Raw genomic sequence first — 15,873 nt, 5'->3', positions numbered from 1 at the left:
CTCCTATTTTTCTACCTTCAACGAGCTAATATCAATTCCAAGCTCTTTAGCCATCTCTTTATTGGTATGCAATTCTAATTTTTCAGGTGTTTCAACTGCGACTTTCCCAGGTTTCTCACCCTTCATGATGCGAATGGCCATCCGAGCAGCTTGTCTTCCCAATTCCTCATAATCGGTACCAAAGTTGTACAAGCCACCAGTAGTCACCATCTCAGCAGACCCACCAAAAACGGGCACCTTATGGCTGAGGGAAACCTGTTTTACAGTGTCCATTGTAGAAGAAATGATGTTATCCGTCGGAACAAAGACGATATCTGCTTCTGACATGATACTGTCTGCTGCAGCCTTCACATTGTTACTATCGAGGATGGTTTTTTCAACCACTTGATAGCCTTTAGCTTCAAGGATCTTCTTCGCATTGTCTTTTTGGACAACTGAGTTAGGCTCACTTTGCGTATAGAGGATCCCAACTGTTTTCGCCGTTGGAAGCACTTGCTTAATCATGTCTACCTGTGTAGAGATCGCATCGTCTGACTGGTCACTTGTCCCTGTGATATTGCCACCAGGCTCTTTCAAGTTTTTCACCAATTTCGCTGCCAATGGATCGGTCACAGCTGAGAAGACAACCGGTGTTGTTTTCGTCGTATTAGCCAAACTTTGAGCTGATGGTGTTGCAATCGCAAAGACGAGATCACTTTCTTCCGCCAATTGTTTGGAAATGTTTTTCAGATTTCGTTGCTCCCCTTGAGCATTTTGGAAATCAATCTGGATATTTTTCCCATCCACATAGCCAGCTTTCTTCAACTCTTCGATAAAGCCTTTTCGTGTCGCGTCGAGTGACTTATGGGTGATGTACTGGGAAATCCCAATCCGAAAGACATTGTCTTTTTTAGCATCCTTCAGATGGTGTAAGGTCACCAATGATGTTAACAAAAGTCCTACAACCAGGACAGGTGCTAGTAATTTCTTTACTACTTTCATTTTTTGACTCCTCTTCTGCAAATAAACAAAAAATCCGCTTAGATCATTCTCTAAACGGATGCTTGAAATTCTCCAACAAGTTACAAAACCTCGGTCCATTTAGATACTAGCTCTATGGACCATCATCAAAAATCTTAGCCACATAGATACAAACAAATTGCTTGGGTTGTTTGCATCCATGAGATCATGTCTACAAACACTATCTAAAGTAGCTAAAGTAAAATTTTTGAGTTGAAATGGCTTGTTGCTTCATGTTTATTTTCTGCTTTCTTTATTTATGGGTATTATCTTACCTTAATTTTTTTTAGCTGTCAAGAATATTTCAGAAATTTTTCAAATTTTTTGAAAATTCAACTAACCCCGACAAGAAAAAAATAGAGGCTGGAACACGTCCATGCCTCTATTATCTAATCTTCTTTTGATTTGGTTTCTTCATCATCTTCGACGATTTCAGAAATTTCAACTTTCACCTTGGTCACACGACCGTTTTTCACCTTGTCATTAGTCAAGATCAAGTGTTTCTTTTGACTATCGACTTCACAGCTGAGGCGTTCTTTCAAGGATGGAATCCGCCCAACTTCAGTCAAATAATACCCTGCAATAGTATCCACATCATCACTTTCCAACTCAACGCCAAAGTATTCATTAAAGTCGTTTAGTGACATGGCTCCTTGCACGACATAAGTATTATCCCCAATTTCAAAAACATCAATTTCAGCTTTGTCAGTCTCATCGTCAATTTCACCGACGATTTCTTCCAACAAGTCTTCGAGGGTAACCAATCCAGACATCCCACCGTATTCATCGAGCAGAATGGCCATTTGATTTTGCGTATTGCGCAATTCCTTCAAAAGATCATCCACAAAAATGGTTTCTGGAACAAACAAAGGTTCTTGTAAAATCTTTCTTAAGACAATATTATCAAAGCCATTGATAAATCCTTCGTTCAAGAGACGTTTGGTATGGATGAGGCCGATGACATTGTCCTTGTCATCATCATAGACAGGAATCCGTGAAAAGTTTTGCTTAAGGATACTTTCAATAATTTCTTTAGTATCATCATTGATATCAACCATGAAGGCATCTGTCCGTGGGACCATGACTTCACGCGCTACCATTTCATCTAATGAAAAGATCCCTTGGAGCATCTCAATCTCGTCAGCATCCAGTGTTGCTTCACTATTGGTCAGCATATACTCGATTTCATCCCGCGTCATCTTTTCATCCGGATCATCGAATTCCATTGGCGTGATACGGCTCAAAAGGTTGGTCGACGCTGAAAGCAACCAAACAAAGGGGCTGACAATTTTTCCTAATAGAATCACAATCGGAGCTGTTCGAACAGCCAACTCATCTTTCAAGTTCATAGCGATTCGTTTCGGATAGAGTTCGCCAAACACGATCGAAATATAAGTCAAAAATGCTAGAGATAAAAAGCTTCCAGTTGCAAGAGCCGTTTTAGTATTGCCCATCCATCCAGCAATGACATGACCGAGACTTTCTGCAAGACTCGCCCCAGATAAGATGGTAATCAAGGTGATCCCCACCTGAATAGTGGATAAGAAATGGTTCGGTTGTTCCAATACGCTAAGAAGACGAATATATTTTTTATCTCCTTCTTCAGCCTTTTGCTCTACACGAGAGCGATTCAACGATACCATTGACATTTCAGCCGCCGAGAAAAAGGCGTTCAATAATGTCAAAACAATCAATAAAATAAATTCCAGTAAAATTTCCTGACTGCCAGGGTCTTCCATGGATAATTTCCTCCAGTATATAATATCGTATATTATACCACAAAATAGGAGAGCCTGCATTCTTCTATAAAATTTTCTTTTTTTACCATCAAAAAATCAGGAACAAGTCCTGATTTTAGTGTTCTGCACTGGTAAAATCATAAAAGAAGGCATTGAGTTTTTCAACCAGCTCAAGCGATGAGAGACTACTTGTACAAATAAAAGGTTTTTTCTTTAATTCAGGCATCATAAAGTTGCCCACCACCACATCTGCATCCGAAGCTTCAATATCATCCACTGTCAGATTGTACTTGATCATCTGCGTAAATTCAAAGTTATCCGTACAATAGAAATCAAGGAAATCGATCATGGATTTGGCATGGTGATCGTCAAAACGACTGATAATCAAGACCTTAATAGACTTCCGACGGCGCAACAACTGCGGTAAGAGACGTTCCCAGTGAGTGTAGACCGTGTAGATCATGTGCTTGATGATCTCTTCGTTCAGATCATGCTTCATGGTCTTCATATAAGTGATGATATGCTCCTTCAAATCATCATAGAAGGCTGGGAAGATGCTCATGAAATCTTCGTTGGTATTGGTCTTGGTATCAAATAAGAGGAACTCCGAGAACAATTCCTTCCGACCTAAGTGAGCCGTATTGTGAACGTGCATCAACATCTCATCAAGATTTTCAATGTCTAAATCATAGGTATAGCATAGATCCTTGAACATATCTCTGATGAGCGTCGTTGATTCTTTGGCATAAGGATCTGTTTCTGCAGCTTCGATCAAGCTTTCTGGACTGAAATAGAAATTCTCTTGAATAAAGATAATAAAGAACTGCTCCAGCACTTTTTCATTCAACTCGACACCCAACTGCAAGCTAAAGTAGCGTAACATCTCCTCGACATTGGTCACCCCTTGATACTGGTCCTTATACACATCATAGTTCGTTGGTATGTCAATAAAATAGCCCTGCTTAATCCGTGACAAGTAGACTGTCAAGAGAACTTTATAAGACCTGAGTACAGAGAAGGTCAATGGATAGCCATAGAGTTTGAAGAAAAAGGTGATCAAATCGGTCACCGCCTCTTCCTTAAATTCTGGGAAAGGCCACTCCATATAGTAATAACGTTCCGCAAAATATTGGGCATAAAAGAAACGAACGTCAATCTCATCTCCGACAAGATTCAAGGGTTTCAAATCAATCTTTACATTGTATTTGGTTTGAAGCTTCTGATTAATCGTCCGAATCAAGCGGTAGAAAGATTGGTAACTCAGATCAAACTTTCTGCAAATATATTCATTGGAAACATCCTTGTTGAAAAAGAGATATTCAATCAAAGCAAAGGCTTGTGATTCTTTTAAAAAGTGATGATAGATCACTTCTAGCCCAACCGAATCCTCATAACTGATCTTGATCCCATTGGTAGATGATTCAATTAAAAAGTCATCAAATGTACTACGAAGATTAGACAAATCTTCTTTTAACGAACGTTCTGTACAATCCAAACGCTTGGCCAACTCTTTCAAGTGGAACCATCTTTTTTCCTTAATCAGGATTTCCAACAATTGCAATTGGCGTCTCTGTTTTTTCGATAAGAGCAGTCTCATCTTTCCCTACCTAATTTCATATTTTCTTTCAAAATTACTTATATTTTAACACATTTCATAGCACTTGTTGACTTTTTTCCAGCATTTTTCAAAAAAATGTACAAAAAAGACTCCAAGGCCCATATAGGCGCTAGAGTCTAAGATTTATTAATGATGCCAAATTCTTCTTTTTTCTTCTGCTCCTTGGCAGCACGGTGGTTATCATAAAGATTTACCAAGAATTTTACAATTTCTTTTCCAATCGAATAGACTGGAATCGCAACGACCATCCCGATAATGCCGTAAATATTACTTGAGAGCAATAAGAGAACCATAATGGTAATCGGGTGAACCTTCATCACGCCTCCAACGATACGCGGATAAAGAATATTCCCATCGATCTGCTGGATAATCAACATGTAAATGACTGCTTTGATCATCATATCCATATCTGTGAAGGCATAGGTGATGATCATCGGAATCAACCCGATGGTTGGTCCTACATATGGAATGAGGTTGGCCAATCCAGAAAAAATGGCAAAGACCAAAGCGTACTTCAATCCAATAAAACTATAGCCAATGTAGGCTAGGGTTCCAATGATAAAGGCATCGATCGAAATCCCACTAATATAGCGAGAGACCGTTTCATTCAAACTAATCAAGAGGCTTGAAATGTGGAGTTTGTCATTGCGTAAAATGGTCCGCTCCAACATCGGTAATAACTTCTTCCCATCGACCAAGAAATAAACTAAGAAGACAGGGGTCATGATCAAGATAAAGACCGTATTGACAATAGTGTTAACCACACTTCCTAAACTGTTGGTCACACTATTCAAGAGATTTTGTAGGATATCCATATAAGAGAGATTCAACTGCTGAATCGTCGACTGGATATTCACATTCTGGAACAAAGGATTGGTCGAGAGTTTTCGAACCAAACTTTGAACTTCCCAGTAAAGTCCTTGAGTTGAATTGATCAAGCTGGTTAACTGATTAATTAAGATAGGGAGCAGATAAAAGATCCCTAAGCCAATGATCCCAAACAAGAGGACCAAGGTGATCAAAATCCCAAACACACGCTTGATTTTTAAGTGTTTTTCCAACAATTCAACAATCGGATTGGTAATGTAATATAAAAAACCTGCAATTAAAAATGGTAAGAGGATGGTATTCAGAACAGATACAAATGGAGAAATCAAAGTCCCCATTGATTTCCAAATATAGAAAATCACCGTCAATAATAAGATCTCACATGTCCAGAATAACAATTTACTATTTCGAAACATTCCTTACCTCCTGTTTTCTATTCTACCATATTTTATGATAGAATAAAGGAGATTTTAATCAAAAGGATGAAGTTATGAATAATTTGATTGAACTACAAGACGTCAATTTGATCCGCAATGGAAAAGCCCTTTTAAAAGAGATTAATTGGCAAGTGAAAGAAAATGAATGTTGGGCCATTTTAGGCCTCAATGGGGCAGGAAAATCGACCCTCCTCAAACTTCTCATGTCTGAATACTGGGCTAGTTCTGGCCAGGTAACTGTCCTTGGAACCCGCTTTGGAGAAGGGGGCATTCCAGAGTTGCGGAAGCGTATTGGGATCGTTAGCTCCTTTATTTCAGAAAGACTGCCAGAACATCTTTTGACAGAGCAAATTGTCCTAACTGGTCAATACAAGAGTAGTATTTTATATGCTGCATACGGGGAGGAAGAACTAAACTGGGCTCGGGATATGCTAACTTCAATTGGAGCTAGCTCTTTGATCGGTCGCAAATACCGGGAGCTCTCCCAGGGAGAAAAGCAGACAGTCCTCATTGCACGAAGCCTCATGGACCAGCCAGATCTGATCATCTTTGATGAAGCCTCGAGCGGGCTTGATCTCTTTGCCAGAGAAAAACTCCTCCGTCAGATCCATCATATCAAACAACTGGATCACGCGCCTACCATGATTTATGTCACCCACCATGCCGAGGAAATTACAAAAGACATGACCCATGTCCTCTTACTCAAACATGGCCAAGTGGTCAAGCAAGGACCAAAGGAAAAGATCCTAACTCCCCATGTCCTTAGCCAATTTTATGAAGCACCAGTATCCCTTATTGATCTTGGTGATGAGCGACTCTTTGTCAAACCAGAAATCGCACACTGAAAAGAAAATGAATAAAGCAAAAAGAGAGTGGGACAGAAATCGGTAATTCGTTAGAATTCGATTTCGTCGTCCCACCTCCGCACAGTTGAGTAGGGCTGTAAAAGCTGATGTAATCAGCGTAGTAGAGTCCACTCAACCACTGCGTCTTGATCGACAATCCAAAAATAATTGAGAGGCTAGGACTTTTGTCCCAGCCTCTTTTACTCTTATCTCAACGATTCCGTGCATACTCGATCAAATCGTATGGAAGCGTATTGGCACTTTCTCTTAGGGAATAGCTTTCTAATTCATTGACATTTTGTCGCATACGGCGCGCTTGCTTGGCAGTAATCAGGTGTTGCGCTTCATATTCAAAAATAATCTTACGCTCCAAATAATAGCCTCTCAACATTTCATCGATATTATTTGGTTTCACGCGATTAATAACCCGCTCCACAAAGGCCCCACTGGTAATAATAGCTGTCTCTCTCAGACGAGATTCTTGTAGGAAAGAGATCAAACTGCTCCGATAAACCCCCTTGAGGTCTTCCAAACTTTCGATAATGATTTCCGTATTGGCCAGATAAAGGGCCGCAATCTGGTCATAATCAATGGCCTCTAACTTACTGTCTTCTCGGGTCCACCAGTTTCGCAAGCCAGACCCAAAAGTTAAGATCTCATGAACTAATAAACGCAAGAGACGGAAAGACACCAAGAGGTAATAGGTTAAACGAGACGAAAGATTGCGATTGACACGTTGCTCCATATTGCGAAGATAGCGTTGGTAGACGCGGTAGCCCCGCTCTCGAATCTTCCCTTCTTCATAGGCTTGTTCCAAGCCGTCACTTTCAATACTCAAAATCAGGAGCTTCAACTGTTCCCAGTCCTTTTGAATGAGCCTGTTTTCTTGGCCTAGAATCAAGTTTTCTATGCGACCATGGTAGTTATCAATCGCCGCGTACAAGGGACCCTTGTGCTTGCTATTCTTTAGGTCTGCTTCTAAATCCATGACGACATCATTTAAAATCGCGATCTGCATCAGGTAGTCATTGGTTTCTTCCTTGTCTTCTGATAATTTTGGAAGTACCACTAAGCCTGCAATAAAGCTAACAAGGGTAACTCCTGCCACTAAAAAGAGTAGGATAGGGTATTCTTTTTCGATCTTGGTTGGAATCAAAAGAATCGTCGCAATCGAAACCGTTCCCTTCACACCCGAAAAAGTCAGCAATAAGGCATCTTTTAGATAATTTCTCAACGATTTTTTTAATCGAGCCGTTCGGAACCAATAAAAGAGGTAAACCATGACAAAACGAATCAAAAAGAGCAATGCTGTCAACAAAAAGACAGAAAGAACTAAAAGCAGATTATTGTAAATGGGACTACTTAAGATGGGCTTGGAAATCATTTCCAATTCCATTCCTAAGATGACAAAGACCGACCCATTTAAGATAAAGTTGACCGTATTCCAGACAGTATGACTCACAGTATCTACCCGCGCTTCAAGGAGGGTAATGTGCTTAAAGCGACTGGCTTTTAGGATCCCTGACACAACTACTGCAATGATACCAGAGACATGGAGTTCTTCTGCTAAGAAGAAGGTCAACAGTGGGAGACTCAGTTCTAATAACAATTCACTAGCAATATCACTAGCGCGAACACTCAAGAGTAAGGTTTGCAGCCACCGGTTCACAAAGGCCGTCAAGATCCCCACCGCAAATCCTCCAATGATGGAGATTCCTAAGGAAACCCCTGCCTCTCCAAGAGAGAAACTTCCGGTCGCAAGGGCTGCCAAGGCCACTCGAAAGGCGACTAGACCAGAGGCATCATTTAGTAACCCTTCGCCTTTTAAGATATTCGAAACCCGCTTTGGAAAGCTAAAGCGCTCAGACAGGGAAGCAAAGGCTACTAAGTCTGTTGGTCCAAGGGCTGCCCCGACTGCCATACAGGCTGCTAAAGGAAGGCTCAGCCACAAGGAGTGAGCTGCCCAGCCCAAACTAATGGTTGAGATAAAAATCACTGGAAAAATCAAATAAAGAATGATGCGCCAGTGTTTCAAGACAGAAGTAATATCTGCTTCTTCTGCTTCTCGAAATAAGAGAGGGCCAATGACCAAGGCCAGAAAGAGCTCGGTATCCAGATGAAAATTTTCTTCTGGGACAAAGAGGGCCCAACCAATCCCTAGTAAAATTTGAATCAGGGGCAGAGGAAGGCTCGGCACAAGTTTATTGGTGGCATTTGAGACGATCAAAATCATCGAAAAGATCACTGCATAAAGGAGTAGTTCCATATCACTCCCTCCCTAGCGTTCTTTGCAACAGGTCTCAAATTGCTGTTTTAACTCCGCAATCTTTTGGTCTGTCTTGCTTACATCCTTGTGCTCAATCTTCTTTTGGCATCGTTCCATCTCAAGCGAAACCAATTTCTTTTTTATTTTGAGCATCTTTTTGGTCATATGAGCTTCATCATAAAAACCCATTGCACGCTCGTGGATGGTTGATTCGACAAAATGATGTCTCAATCCTTCAATTTTATTCTTTAAATATTCTTTATCCATGACGGTAGCTTTCTAATTTTTCGATCATGACCAAAAACGGTGGCTGATTCACTTGATTCAGTGTCCGGTAGATGGTCGCTGTATAGTCTTTTTGAGGAAGCTGACTAACAAAGTCCAGCACTGCATCACGCTCGATGTCTCCTCCCTCATGACCATAATAGATCATAATAGCCATTCGCCCACCTTTTTCTAGGCGAGCACAGATTTTCTCCATCGCTTCAATCGTGGTAGCAGGAAGAGTAATGACCGACTTATCTGCAGATGGCAGATACCCCAGATTAAAAATAGCTGCTTTGAGGGTCTCCACATATTGGTCCACATGCTGGTGGCCATCCAAAATCAACCGGACATGTTGAAGACCCAACTTTTCCAATCGTTCTCGGGTATTTACAAGTGCTTGTTCTTGAATATCAAAGGCATAGACCTGGCCTGCTAGTTGGGCTAAAAAGGCCGTATCATGTCCATTTCCCATGGTCGCATCCACCACCACATCTTCTTTGGTGATGACTTCTGCTAAAAATTGATGGGCCATTTCAAGTGGTCGAAGCATCAGCAGTCTCCTTTTCTTCTAGCTTACATCCTTGGGTACTTCCACGCCGACGCATTTCAGTTTCAATGGCGTTTAGGACTTCCCATTTGTTGAGGCTCCACATAGGGCCAATCAACATATCCCTTGGCGCGTCCCCTGTAATCCGGTGGATGACAATGTGTTTGGGGATGATCTCCAACTGGTCACAGATGACCTTGACATACTCCTCCTGGCTCATGAGTTGAAGTCGTCCTTCATGATAGTCCCGTTGCATCCGTGTATTGGTCATCAAATGCAAGAGGTGTAACTTGATGCCATCAATTTCATTATCGGTCACACAACGGCGAACATTTTCCACCATCATCTCATGCGTCTCCCCAGGAAGGCCATTGATCAAATGGGATACGATCTCTGCCTTGGGGACCCGTTTGCGAATACGCTTGACTGTTTCAACATAGAGATCATAACTATGGGCCCGATTGATCAATTCAGAAGTCGCTTCATAAGTCGTCTGAAGCCCCAACTCGATCGTCACATGCATGCGCTCTGTCAGCTCTGCTAGGTAGGCTAAGGTCTCATCTGGTAAACAGTCCGGACGCGTACCAATGTTGATTCCTACCACTCCTGGTTCATTGATGGCCTGTTCATACCGCTCTCGAATGACTTCCACTTTATCGTGGGTATTGGTGAAATTTTGAAAATAGACCAGGTACTTCTTCACATCTGGCCATTTCCGATGCATAAAGTCAATCTCTTTGTAAAATTGTTCTCGAATCGGAGCTTCTGGGGCCACAATGGCATCTCCTGAACCCGAGACCGTACAAAAAGTACAGCCACCGTGGGCGACTGTTCCGTCTCTATTGGGACAATCAAAGCCTGCATCAATAGGGACTTTAAAGGTCTTTTCTCCAAATAAGGTTCGATAATAATCATTCAAGGTATTGTAGGATTTCATACTTTTCATTATAGCAAAAAAAGAGTCGAACTCAAAACGCGAGTCCAACTCCTAGTTGTTAGTTATTTTTGCTTCCCTGTAAAGCGCCATTGAAACCGCAAGCGATCGTACAAGGGGTACTCAAATTGCAAGACAGCAAGGCCCAAAATCATACTGCCGAGAACGTCTGATGGATAGTGGACCCCGACATAAATACGGGAGACCACAATGGTCACAATTCCCATAACCAGCAAGCCTTGAAGGCAATAGCGGGCTGTTTTATGTTTTACATGTTGGCCGATTATGATGATCAAACTTCCCAAAACAAGGGTAGATGCCAGTGAATGACCACTCGGGAAAGAAAAGCCTTTTTCCTCTACTAGATGAAGAATACTTGGTCTCGGTCTCTGGTAGATATTCTTTAGAAGAAGAACCAAAAGACCAGTCAATACCAGATTGCTTCCAAAAAAGAGGGCTTCACTGTACCATTTCTTATAGGCAAAGACCGCTAGCAGAAGACCCACCCAGATGACAATGATCTTGGTATCCATGACATGGGTTACCTTGGTAAAGAAGGCCGTCAGTGTTGCAGGCAGATCGCCTCGAATAGCAGATTGGATCGTGCTATCAAAGCCTGTTAATTGTTGCGGGTAAAAGCGAATCACATACCCGAGAATCACAAAAATGAGAAGGGCGAAGCTTGCCTTCGCCCAATGTTGTTGTTTATTTTTCATATTTTTTCAAAATCGGTTGCAATAAGGTATAGATCAACCCAAATGCGATGGCCCAAATCACCCCTTCGATCAGGTTAAACGGTGCAACCATTGCGGCTAAATAGTGGACAAGACCTAGTGTTTTCGAAATATCATAGTTCATAAAACGAGCATACAAAGGGATTGCATAGACATAGTTCACCAATACCATCGTAATACTCAAGCTGATCGTTCCAACAATCGTTGCCAGGACAAATCGACCATGGGTCCGTTCCTTGTTCCAAATCCATGCAAAAGCAAGAACAAAAACAAGAACACCAATGATATTGATTGGTAATCCGATCAAGGTTTCAAGCCCCTTATTATTGAGGGCTAATTTAAGGACAGATCGGATCAAGGTCACCCAAACGGCACTTTTAAAATCCAATAGGACCAAGGCCAACAAAATGGCGATGATACTCAAATCAATTTTGAAGAAATCTATCAAGAAAGAAAATTGATAGAACATCAAAATAAAAGATAAAGCGGATAAAACAGCCACTAGGGTCAGTTTACGTGTATTTGTCATAACAGGTTCCTCCAATTTTTTAAAAATTAGAGAAGCTGGAAAGACGTCTACTCCATCATTCTACTCTAAACTATTTAAACAAAGCTTAAACTAGAAACCATTCTAGTTACTTTAGCTGATCTCCATCGAAACATGCCGTTAGTCAGTCTTAGATTCCACGTACTATTCCCATGCATCAGCTCTAAACAGATCAGAATAGCTGTCAGACTATTCGTCTCTCGTCTTCTCCCATCCAGACTATACTGTCGGTTGTGGAGTCACACCACATCAGCTTGCGCTCGCGGACTTCTTTTAGAGTACGGAAAAGAACATTTCCTCGTAAAAGTCACCGCCGGTCGGGAATTACACCCTGCCCTGAAGACCCTTTTATGATAACAAAAAAAACTTGCCTAGGCAAGTTTTTGTAACGTCATGGATTACATGGTTTGGATTTTAATTTTTCGTCCTTATTTGAGCTTGTCGTGCTCATAACGATGGCTCAACTCCAGCCCCTTAAAGCCTTGCTGACGGAGTGCCTCATAGACAATCATGCAGACGGTATTAGAGACATTTAAACTACGGACATGCTCATCATTCATCGGAATGCGAATAGCCTTCTCTTCGTGCTGGCGCATAAAATCTTCCGGCAATCCTTTATCCTCGCGTCCAAACAAGAAATAATGGGAGTTCCCATCCTGATAAGAAACGTCCGAATAGGTCTGATTTGCAAACTTAGACACCAAGTGCACCTGACCGTCACGCGCTGCTTCCATAAACTCTTCTAAGCTATCATAGAAACGGACATCCAGCTTGTCCCAGTAATCGAGTCCTGCTCGCTTCATCTTGCGATCATCGATCGGAAAAGCCATGGGACGAATAATATGTAAGGGGGAATTGGTTGCCGCACAGGTCCGTGCAATATTGCCCGTATTTTGTGGAATCTGAGGTTGGAACAAGACGATGTGGTTTTGAGCCGCTGACTCTTGGTAGTCTAGTTCTTCAATATTCATACTCGATCTCTTTCTGATAAAAAAATAGCCACACTGCCCGGAGTCAAGCTCAGCAAACAGCGTGGTTACAGCTTCATTAACTTAACTCACAACAGGTTTGAGGTAAATCAACGAAGGTACTTTTTAAGTATATCACTTTTGAAGCTCCTGTCAATAGTTTTTTTAGATTTTTTTAAGAAACTTTATCAAAGTTTTCGATCCCTCCTCATTCTTCTATTTTGACAATTTTTCCCACTTGTTCTTAACTTGGTAAGATTCCTCCAGAAAGTCCTTAAAAAAGATGAATTTTTCTTGAAAATAGAGTATGATAGAAGCATACTCTGGAGGTATTCTATGAAAATTATTGTTGTTGGTGGAGGAAAGGTCGGAACGGCCCTTTGTCGTTCTCTCGTTGCTGAAAACCACGATGTTATTTTGATCGAAAAAGACGAATCCGTTCTTAACCATATTACCAAACGGTTTGATATCATTGGAATTTTAGGAAATGGGGCAAACTTCAAGATCTTGGAGCAAGCAGATGTTGAAGACTGCGACATCTTCATTTCCATGACCGAGTACGATGAAGTGAATATGGTCTCTGCTGTTTTGGCTAAAAAAATGGGAGCCAAAGAGACTATCGTTCGGGTGCGGAATCCGGAATATTCCAATTCCTACTTCAAGGAAAAAAATATCTTGGGCTTCTCCCTAGTTGTCAATCCGGAATTGCTGACAGCTCGCTATATTGCCAATATCATTGACTTCCCAAATGCCCTTTCTGTGGAGCATTTTGCCAATGGCCGAGTTGCCTTGATGGAATTTAAAATCAAGCCAGATAGCAATCTCTGCAATATGAGTCTATCCCAATTCCGGAAGAAATACGGAAATGTCATTGTTTGTGCAATCGAGCGTGGCAACGAACTCACCATTCCAAACGGAGACTTTGTCTTGCAACCTCAAGACAAGATTTTCGTAACAGGTAATCGGATCGAGGTCGTTCTCTTCCACAACAATGTTCGCCCTCAGGTCATTAAGAGCATGATGATCATTGGTGCTGGGAAAATTGCCTATTACCTACTCAACATTCTTCAAGATGTGCGCCGCAAGATCGATCTCAAGGTCTTAGAGGTCAATCGCGAACGGGCGGAATTCTTTAGTCAGGAATTTCCTGATCTCTATGTCGTCCATGGAGACGGAACTGCTAAAGACATTCTTTTAGAAGAGAGTGCCAATAACTTCGATGCTGTGGCTACTTTGACAGGGGTCGATGAAGAAAACATCATCACCTCCATGTTCTTAAATTCTGTCGGAGTCAAAAAGAACATTACCAAGGTCAACCGAACTAGTCTGTTGGAGATCATTGGCGATCAAGATATGACCAGTATCGTTACGCCAAAACGCATCGCTGTAGATACCATTATGCACTTTATTCGTGGACGCTACAATGCACAGTTCTCAAACCTAGAAGCCTTGCACCATGTCGCAAACGGCCGGATTGAAACCTTGCAGTTCCAAATTAAGGAAGACAATAAACTAACCCAATATCCCCTCTCTGAATTGAAATTGAAAAAAGGCGTCTTGATCGCTGCCATTATTCGAGACGGCAAGGCTATTTTCCCAAATGGAGATGACCGTTTGATGGTAGGAGATCGGATTATCGTAACCACCTTGATTCAAAATGTCACAAAAATCTACGATCTACTTGAGAGGTAAGCCTGATGAATAGAAGCATGATTCGTTACCTCTTGTCCAAGCTCCTCTTAATCGAGGCAGCTCTCCTGATCGTTCCCTTAGTCGTCGCTACGATCTATCAGGAACCTGCCAAGGTCTTTGTCTCTATTGGGGCAACCATGGCCATCTTACTTGGGCTGGGGCTACTTGGTAGTTTTCACAAACCAAAGGACTTTCACATTTATGCTAAAGAAGGAGTCCTGATTGTAGCCCTCTGTTGGATCCTCTGGTCCTTCTTTGGCGCCCTTCCCTTTGTCTTTTCGGGACAAATTCCCAACATTATCGATGCCTTCTTTGAAGTCAGCTCTGGCTTTACAACAACAGGGGCAACGATATTAGATGATGTGGGTGTCCTCACCCATTCTCTCCTCTTTTGGCGCAGTTTCACCCACTTGATTGGGGGGATGGGAGTATTGGTCTTCGCCCTTGCAATTATGGACAATAACAAGAACAGCCACCTTGAAGTCATGAAGGCAGAAGTTCCTGGTCCAGTTTTTGGGAAGGTCGTTTCCAAATTAAAAAACACAGCTCAAATCCTCTACTTCTTGTACTTGGGCTTGTTCTTCCTCTTTGTGGTTCTTTATTTCCTTGCTGGTATGCCCCTTTATGATAGTTTTGTCATCGCCATGGGAACGGCTGGAACCGGGGGCTTTACCGTTTTTAACGACGGAATTGCCCACTACAATAGTAGTTTAATCACCTATTTGGTCAGTATCGGGGTTTTAGTCTTCGGGGTTAACTTTAACCTCTACTACTTCCTCATGATCCGAAAATTCAAGGCCTTCTTTAAAGATGAGGAATTGCGGACCTATATCACCATCGTCCTCGTGTCCAGTGTCTTGATCGCGTACAATGTCCTTCATCTCTATGCCAATGTCGCTAAGAGTTTTGAGATTTCCTTCTTCCAAGTTTCCAATATCATCACCACTACCGGTTTTGGTTATGGAACGACGGAAAAATGGCCTCTCTTTTCTCAGTTCATCCTCTTGATGCTGATGGTTGTCGGTGGTTCTGCTGGATCGACCGCCGGGGGGCTAAAAGTCATTCGGTGCTTGACCTTATGGCGAATCGCAAAAAATCAGGTTCTTTCGACCTTGTCTCCGAATCGCGTTCTGACCTTGCATGTCAATGATACGGTATTGGATAAGGATACACAGCATCAGATCCTCAAGTACTTTACAATATACAGTTTTATCACGATCGGCCTACTCTTTGTAGTCAGTCTAGACAATAATAACTTCATGACGGTTGTCAGCGCTGTCTTTAGTTGTTTCAACAACATTGGACCTATGATTGGAACAGGTCAAACCTTCTCCATCTTTAGTCCGATTTCAAAACTGTTACTTTCCTTAGCCATGATTGCCGGACGACTTGAAATCTATCCAATGATTCTTCTCTTCCTCCCTAAAACATGGTCTAAACGCTGATAGACAA

General features: G+C 41.8%; 14 protein-coding genes and 1 riboswitch. Of the genes, 3 read left to right on the top strand and 11 right to left on the bottom strand.

The annotated features are described in order from the left end of the window. Nucleotides 1-3: 3 nt before the first annotated feature. The 4 genes from NML76_RS05290 to NML76_RS05275 all read right to left on the bottom strand — a co-directional run bounded on the left by NML76_RS05290 (nt 4) and on the right by NML76_RS05275 (nt 5,600). Entirely contained in the window at nt 4-981 is a 978-nt protein-coding gene (locus NML76_RS05290; RefSeq protein ID WP_214259958.1) for an ABC transporter substrate-binding protein, read from the bottom strand. Nucleotides 982-1,388: 407 nt separating this feature from the next. After that, complete coding sequence (locus NML76_RS05285; protein ID WP_214259957.1) at nt 1,389-2,738, bottom strand: hemolysin family protein; 1,350 nt, start codon at nt 2,736-2,738, stop codon at nt 1,389-1,391. Nucleotides 2,739-2,853: 115 nt separating this feature from the next. Next, entirely contained in the window at nt 2,854-4,335 is a 1,482-nt protein-coding gene (locus tag NML76_RS05280; protein ID WP_254732895.1) for a M protein trans-acting positive regulator PRD domain-containing protein, read from the bottom strand. Between the two features lie 137 nt (nt 4,336-4,472). Next, nucleotides 4,473-5,600, bottom strand: a complete 1,128-nt coding sequence (locus tag NML76_RS05275; RefSeq protein WP_003008322.1) for an AI-2E family transporter — start codon at nt 5,598-5,600, stop codon at nt 4,473-4,475. Between the two features lie 74 nt (nt 5,601-5,674). On the opposite strand from NML76_RS05275, the gene NML76_RS05270 reads away from it, so the two are divergent. Beyond that, a complete protein-coding gene (locus NML76_RS05270; RefSeq protein WP_254732893.1) occupies nt 5,675-6,466 on the top strand; it encodes an ABC transporter ATP-binding protein in 792 nt (263 codons plus the stop codon). Nucleotides 6,467-6,677: 211 nt separating this feature from the next. Here NML76_RS05270 and NML76_RS05265 read toward each other — a convergent pair whose 3' ends face one another. The 7 genes from NML76_RS05265 to trmL all read right to left on the bottom strand — a co-directional run bounded on the left by NML76_RS05265 (nt 6,678) and on the right by trmL (nt 12,732). Then, a complete protein-coding gene (locus NML76_RS05265) occupies nt 6,678-8,732 on the bottom strand; it encodes a sodium:proton antiporter (protein ID WP_254732891.1) in 2,055 nt (684 codons plus the stop codon). A gap of 12 nt (nt 8,733-8,744) precedes the next feature. Further along, nucleotides 8,745-8,999, bottom strand: coding sequence for a hypothetical protein (locus NML76_RS05260; RefSeq protein WP_254732889.1), 255 nt, complete (start codon nt 8,997-8,999; stop codon nt 8,745-8,747). Next, a complete protein-coding gene (locus NML76_RS05255; RefSeq protein ID WP_125826897.1) occupies nt 8,992-9,549 on the bottom strand; it encodes a class I SAM-dependent methyltransferase in 558 nt (185 codons plus the stop codon). Before NML76_RS05255 ends, NML76_RS05260 begins: the two co-directional genes overlap by 8 nt. Next, nucleotides 9,533-10,492: a TIGR01212 family radical SAM protein gene (locus NML76_RS05250; protein WP_254732887.1), complete on the bottom strand. Its 960-nt coding sequence runs from the start codon at nt 10,490-10,492 to the stop codon at nt 9,533-9,535. The genes NML76_RS05255 and NML76_RS05250 overlap by 17 nt, the downstream gene beginning before the upstream one ends. Nucleotides 10,493-10,545: 53 nt before the next feature. Then, on the bottom strand, nt 10,546-11,196 hold the full coding sequence (locus tag NML76_RS05245) for a phosphatase PAP2 family protein (RefSeq protein WP_254732885.1): 651 nt from the start codon (nt 11,194-11,196) through the stop codon (nt 10,546-10,548). Beyond that, on the bottom strand, nt 11,186-11,758 hold the full coding sequence (locus NML76_RS05240; RefSeq protein ID WP_324252899.1) for an ECF transporter S component: 573 nt from the start codon (nt 11,756-11,758) through the stop codon (nt 11,186-11,188). Before NML76_RS05240 ends, NML76_RS05245 begins: the two co-directional genes overlap by 11 nt. 201 nt (nt 11,759-11,959) lie before the next feature. Continuing rightward, nucleotides 11,960-12,109, bottom strand: a riboswitch (FMN riboswitch). An 80-nt stretch (nt 12,110-12,189) separates the two neighbouring features. Next, the gene (gene trmL / locus NML76_RS05235; protein WP_254732883.1) at nt 12,190-12,732 is read right to left on the bottom strand and encodes a tRNA (uridine(34)/cytosine(34)/5-carboxymethylaminomethyluridine(34)-2'-O)-methyltransferase TrmL; all 543 of its coding nucleotides are present in this window, start codon (nt 12,730-12,732) and stop codon (nt 12,190-12,192) included. A 333-nt stretch (nt 12,733-13,065) separates the two neighbouring features. Here trmL and trkA point away from each other — a divergent pair, with 333 nt between their 5' ends. Both trkA and NML76_RS05225 read left to right on the top strand, forming a co-directional pair. Further along, nucleotides 13,066-14,421 carry a Trk system potassium transporter TrkA gene (trkA, locus tag NML76_RS05230; RefSeq protein WP_003008340.1) on the top strand — a complete coding sequence of 452 codons (1,356 nt, stop codon included), beginning with the start codon at nt 13,066-13,068 and terminating at the stop codon, nt 14,419-14,421. A 5-nt stretch (nt 14,422-14,426) separates the two neighbouring features. Next, nucleotides 14,427-15,866: a TrkH family potassium uptake protein gene (locus NML76_RS05225; protein WP_049474017.1), complete on the top strand. Its 1,440-nt coding sequence runs from the start codon at nt 14,427-14,429 to the stop codon at nt 15,864-15,866. Nucleotides 15,867-15,873 lie beyond the last annotated feature (7 nt).

Origin of the sequence: Streptococcus sp. CF8_Ac1-9, from assembly GCF_024295565.1 — a bacterium.
GTDB lineage: Bacteria > Bacillota > Bacilli > Lactobacillales > Streptococcaceae > Streptococcus > Streptococcus parasanguinis_X.
This window is presented reverse-complemented; position numbering and strand designations above follow the sequence as displayed.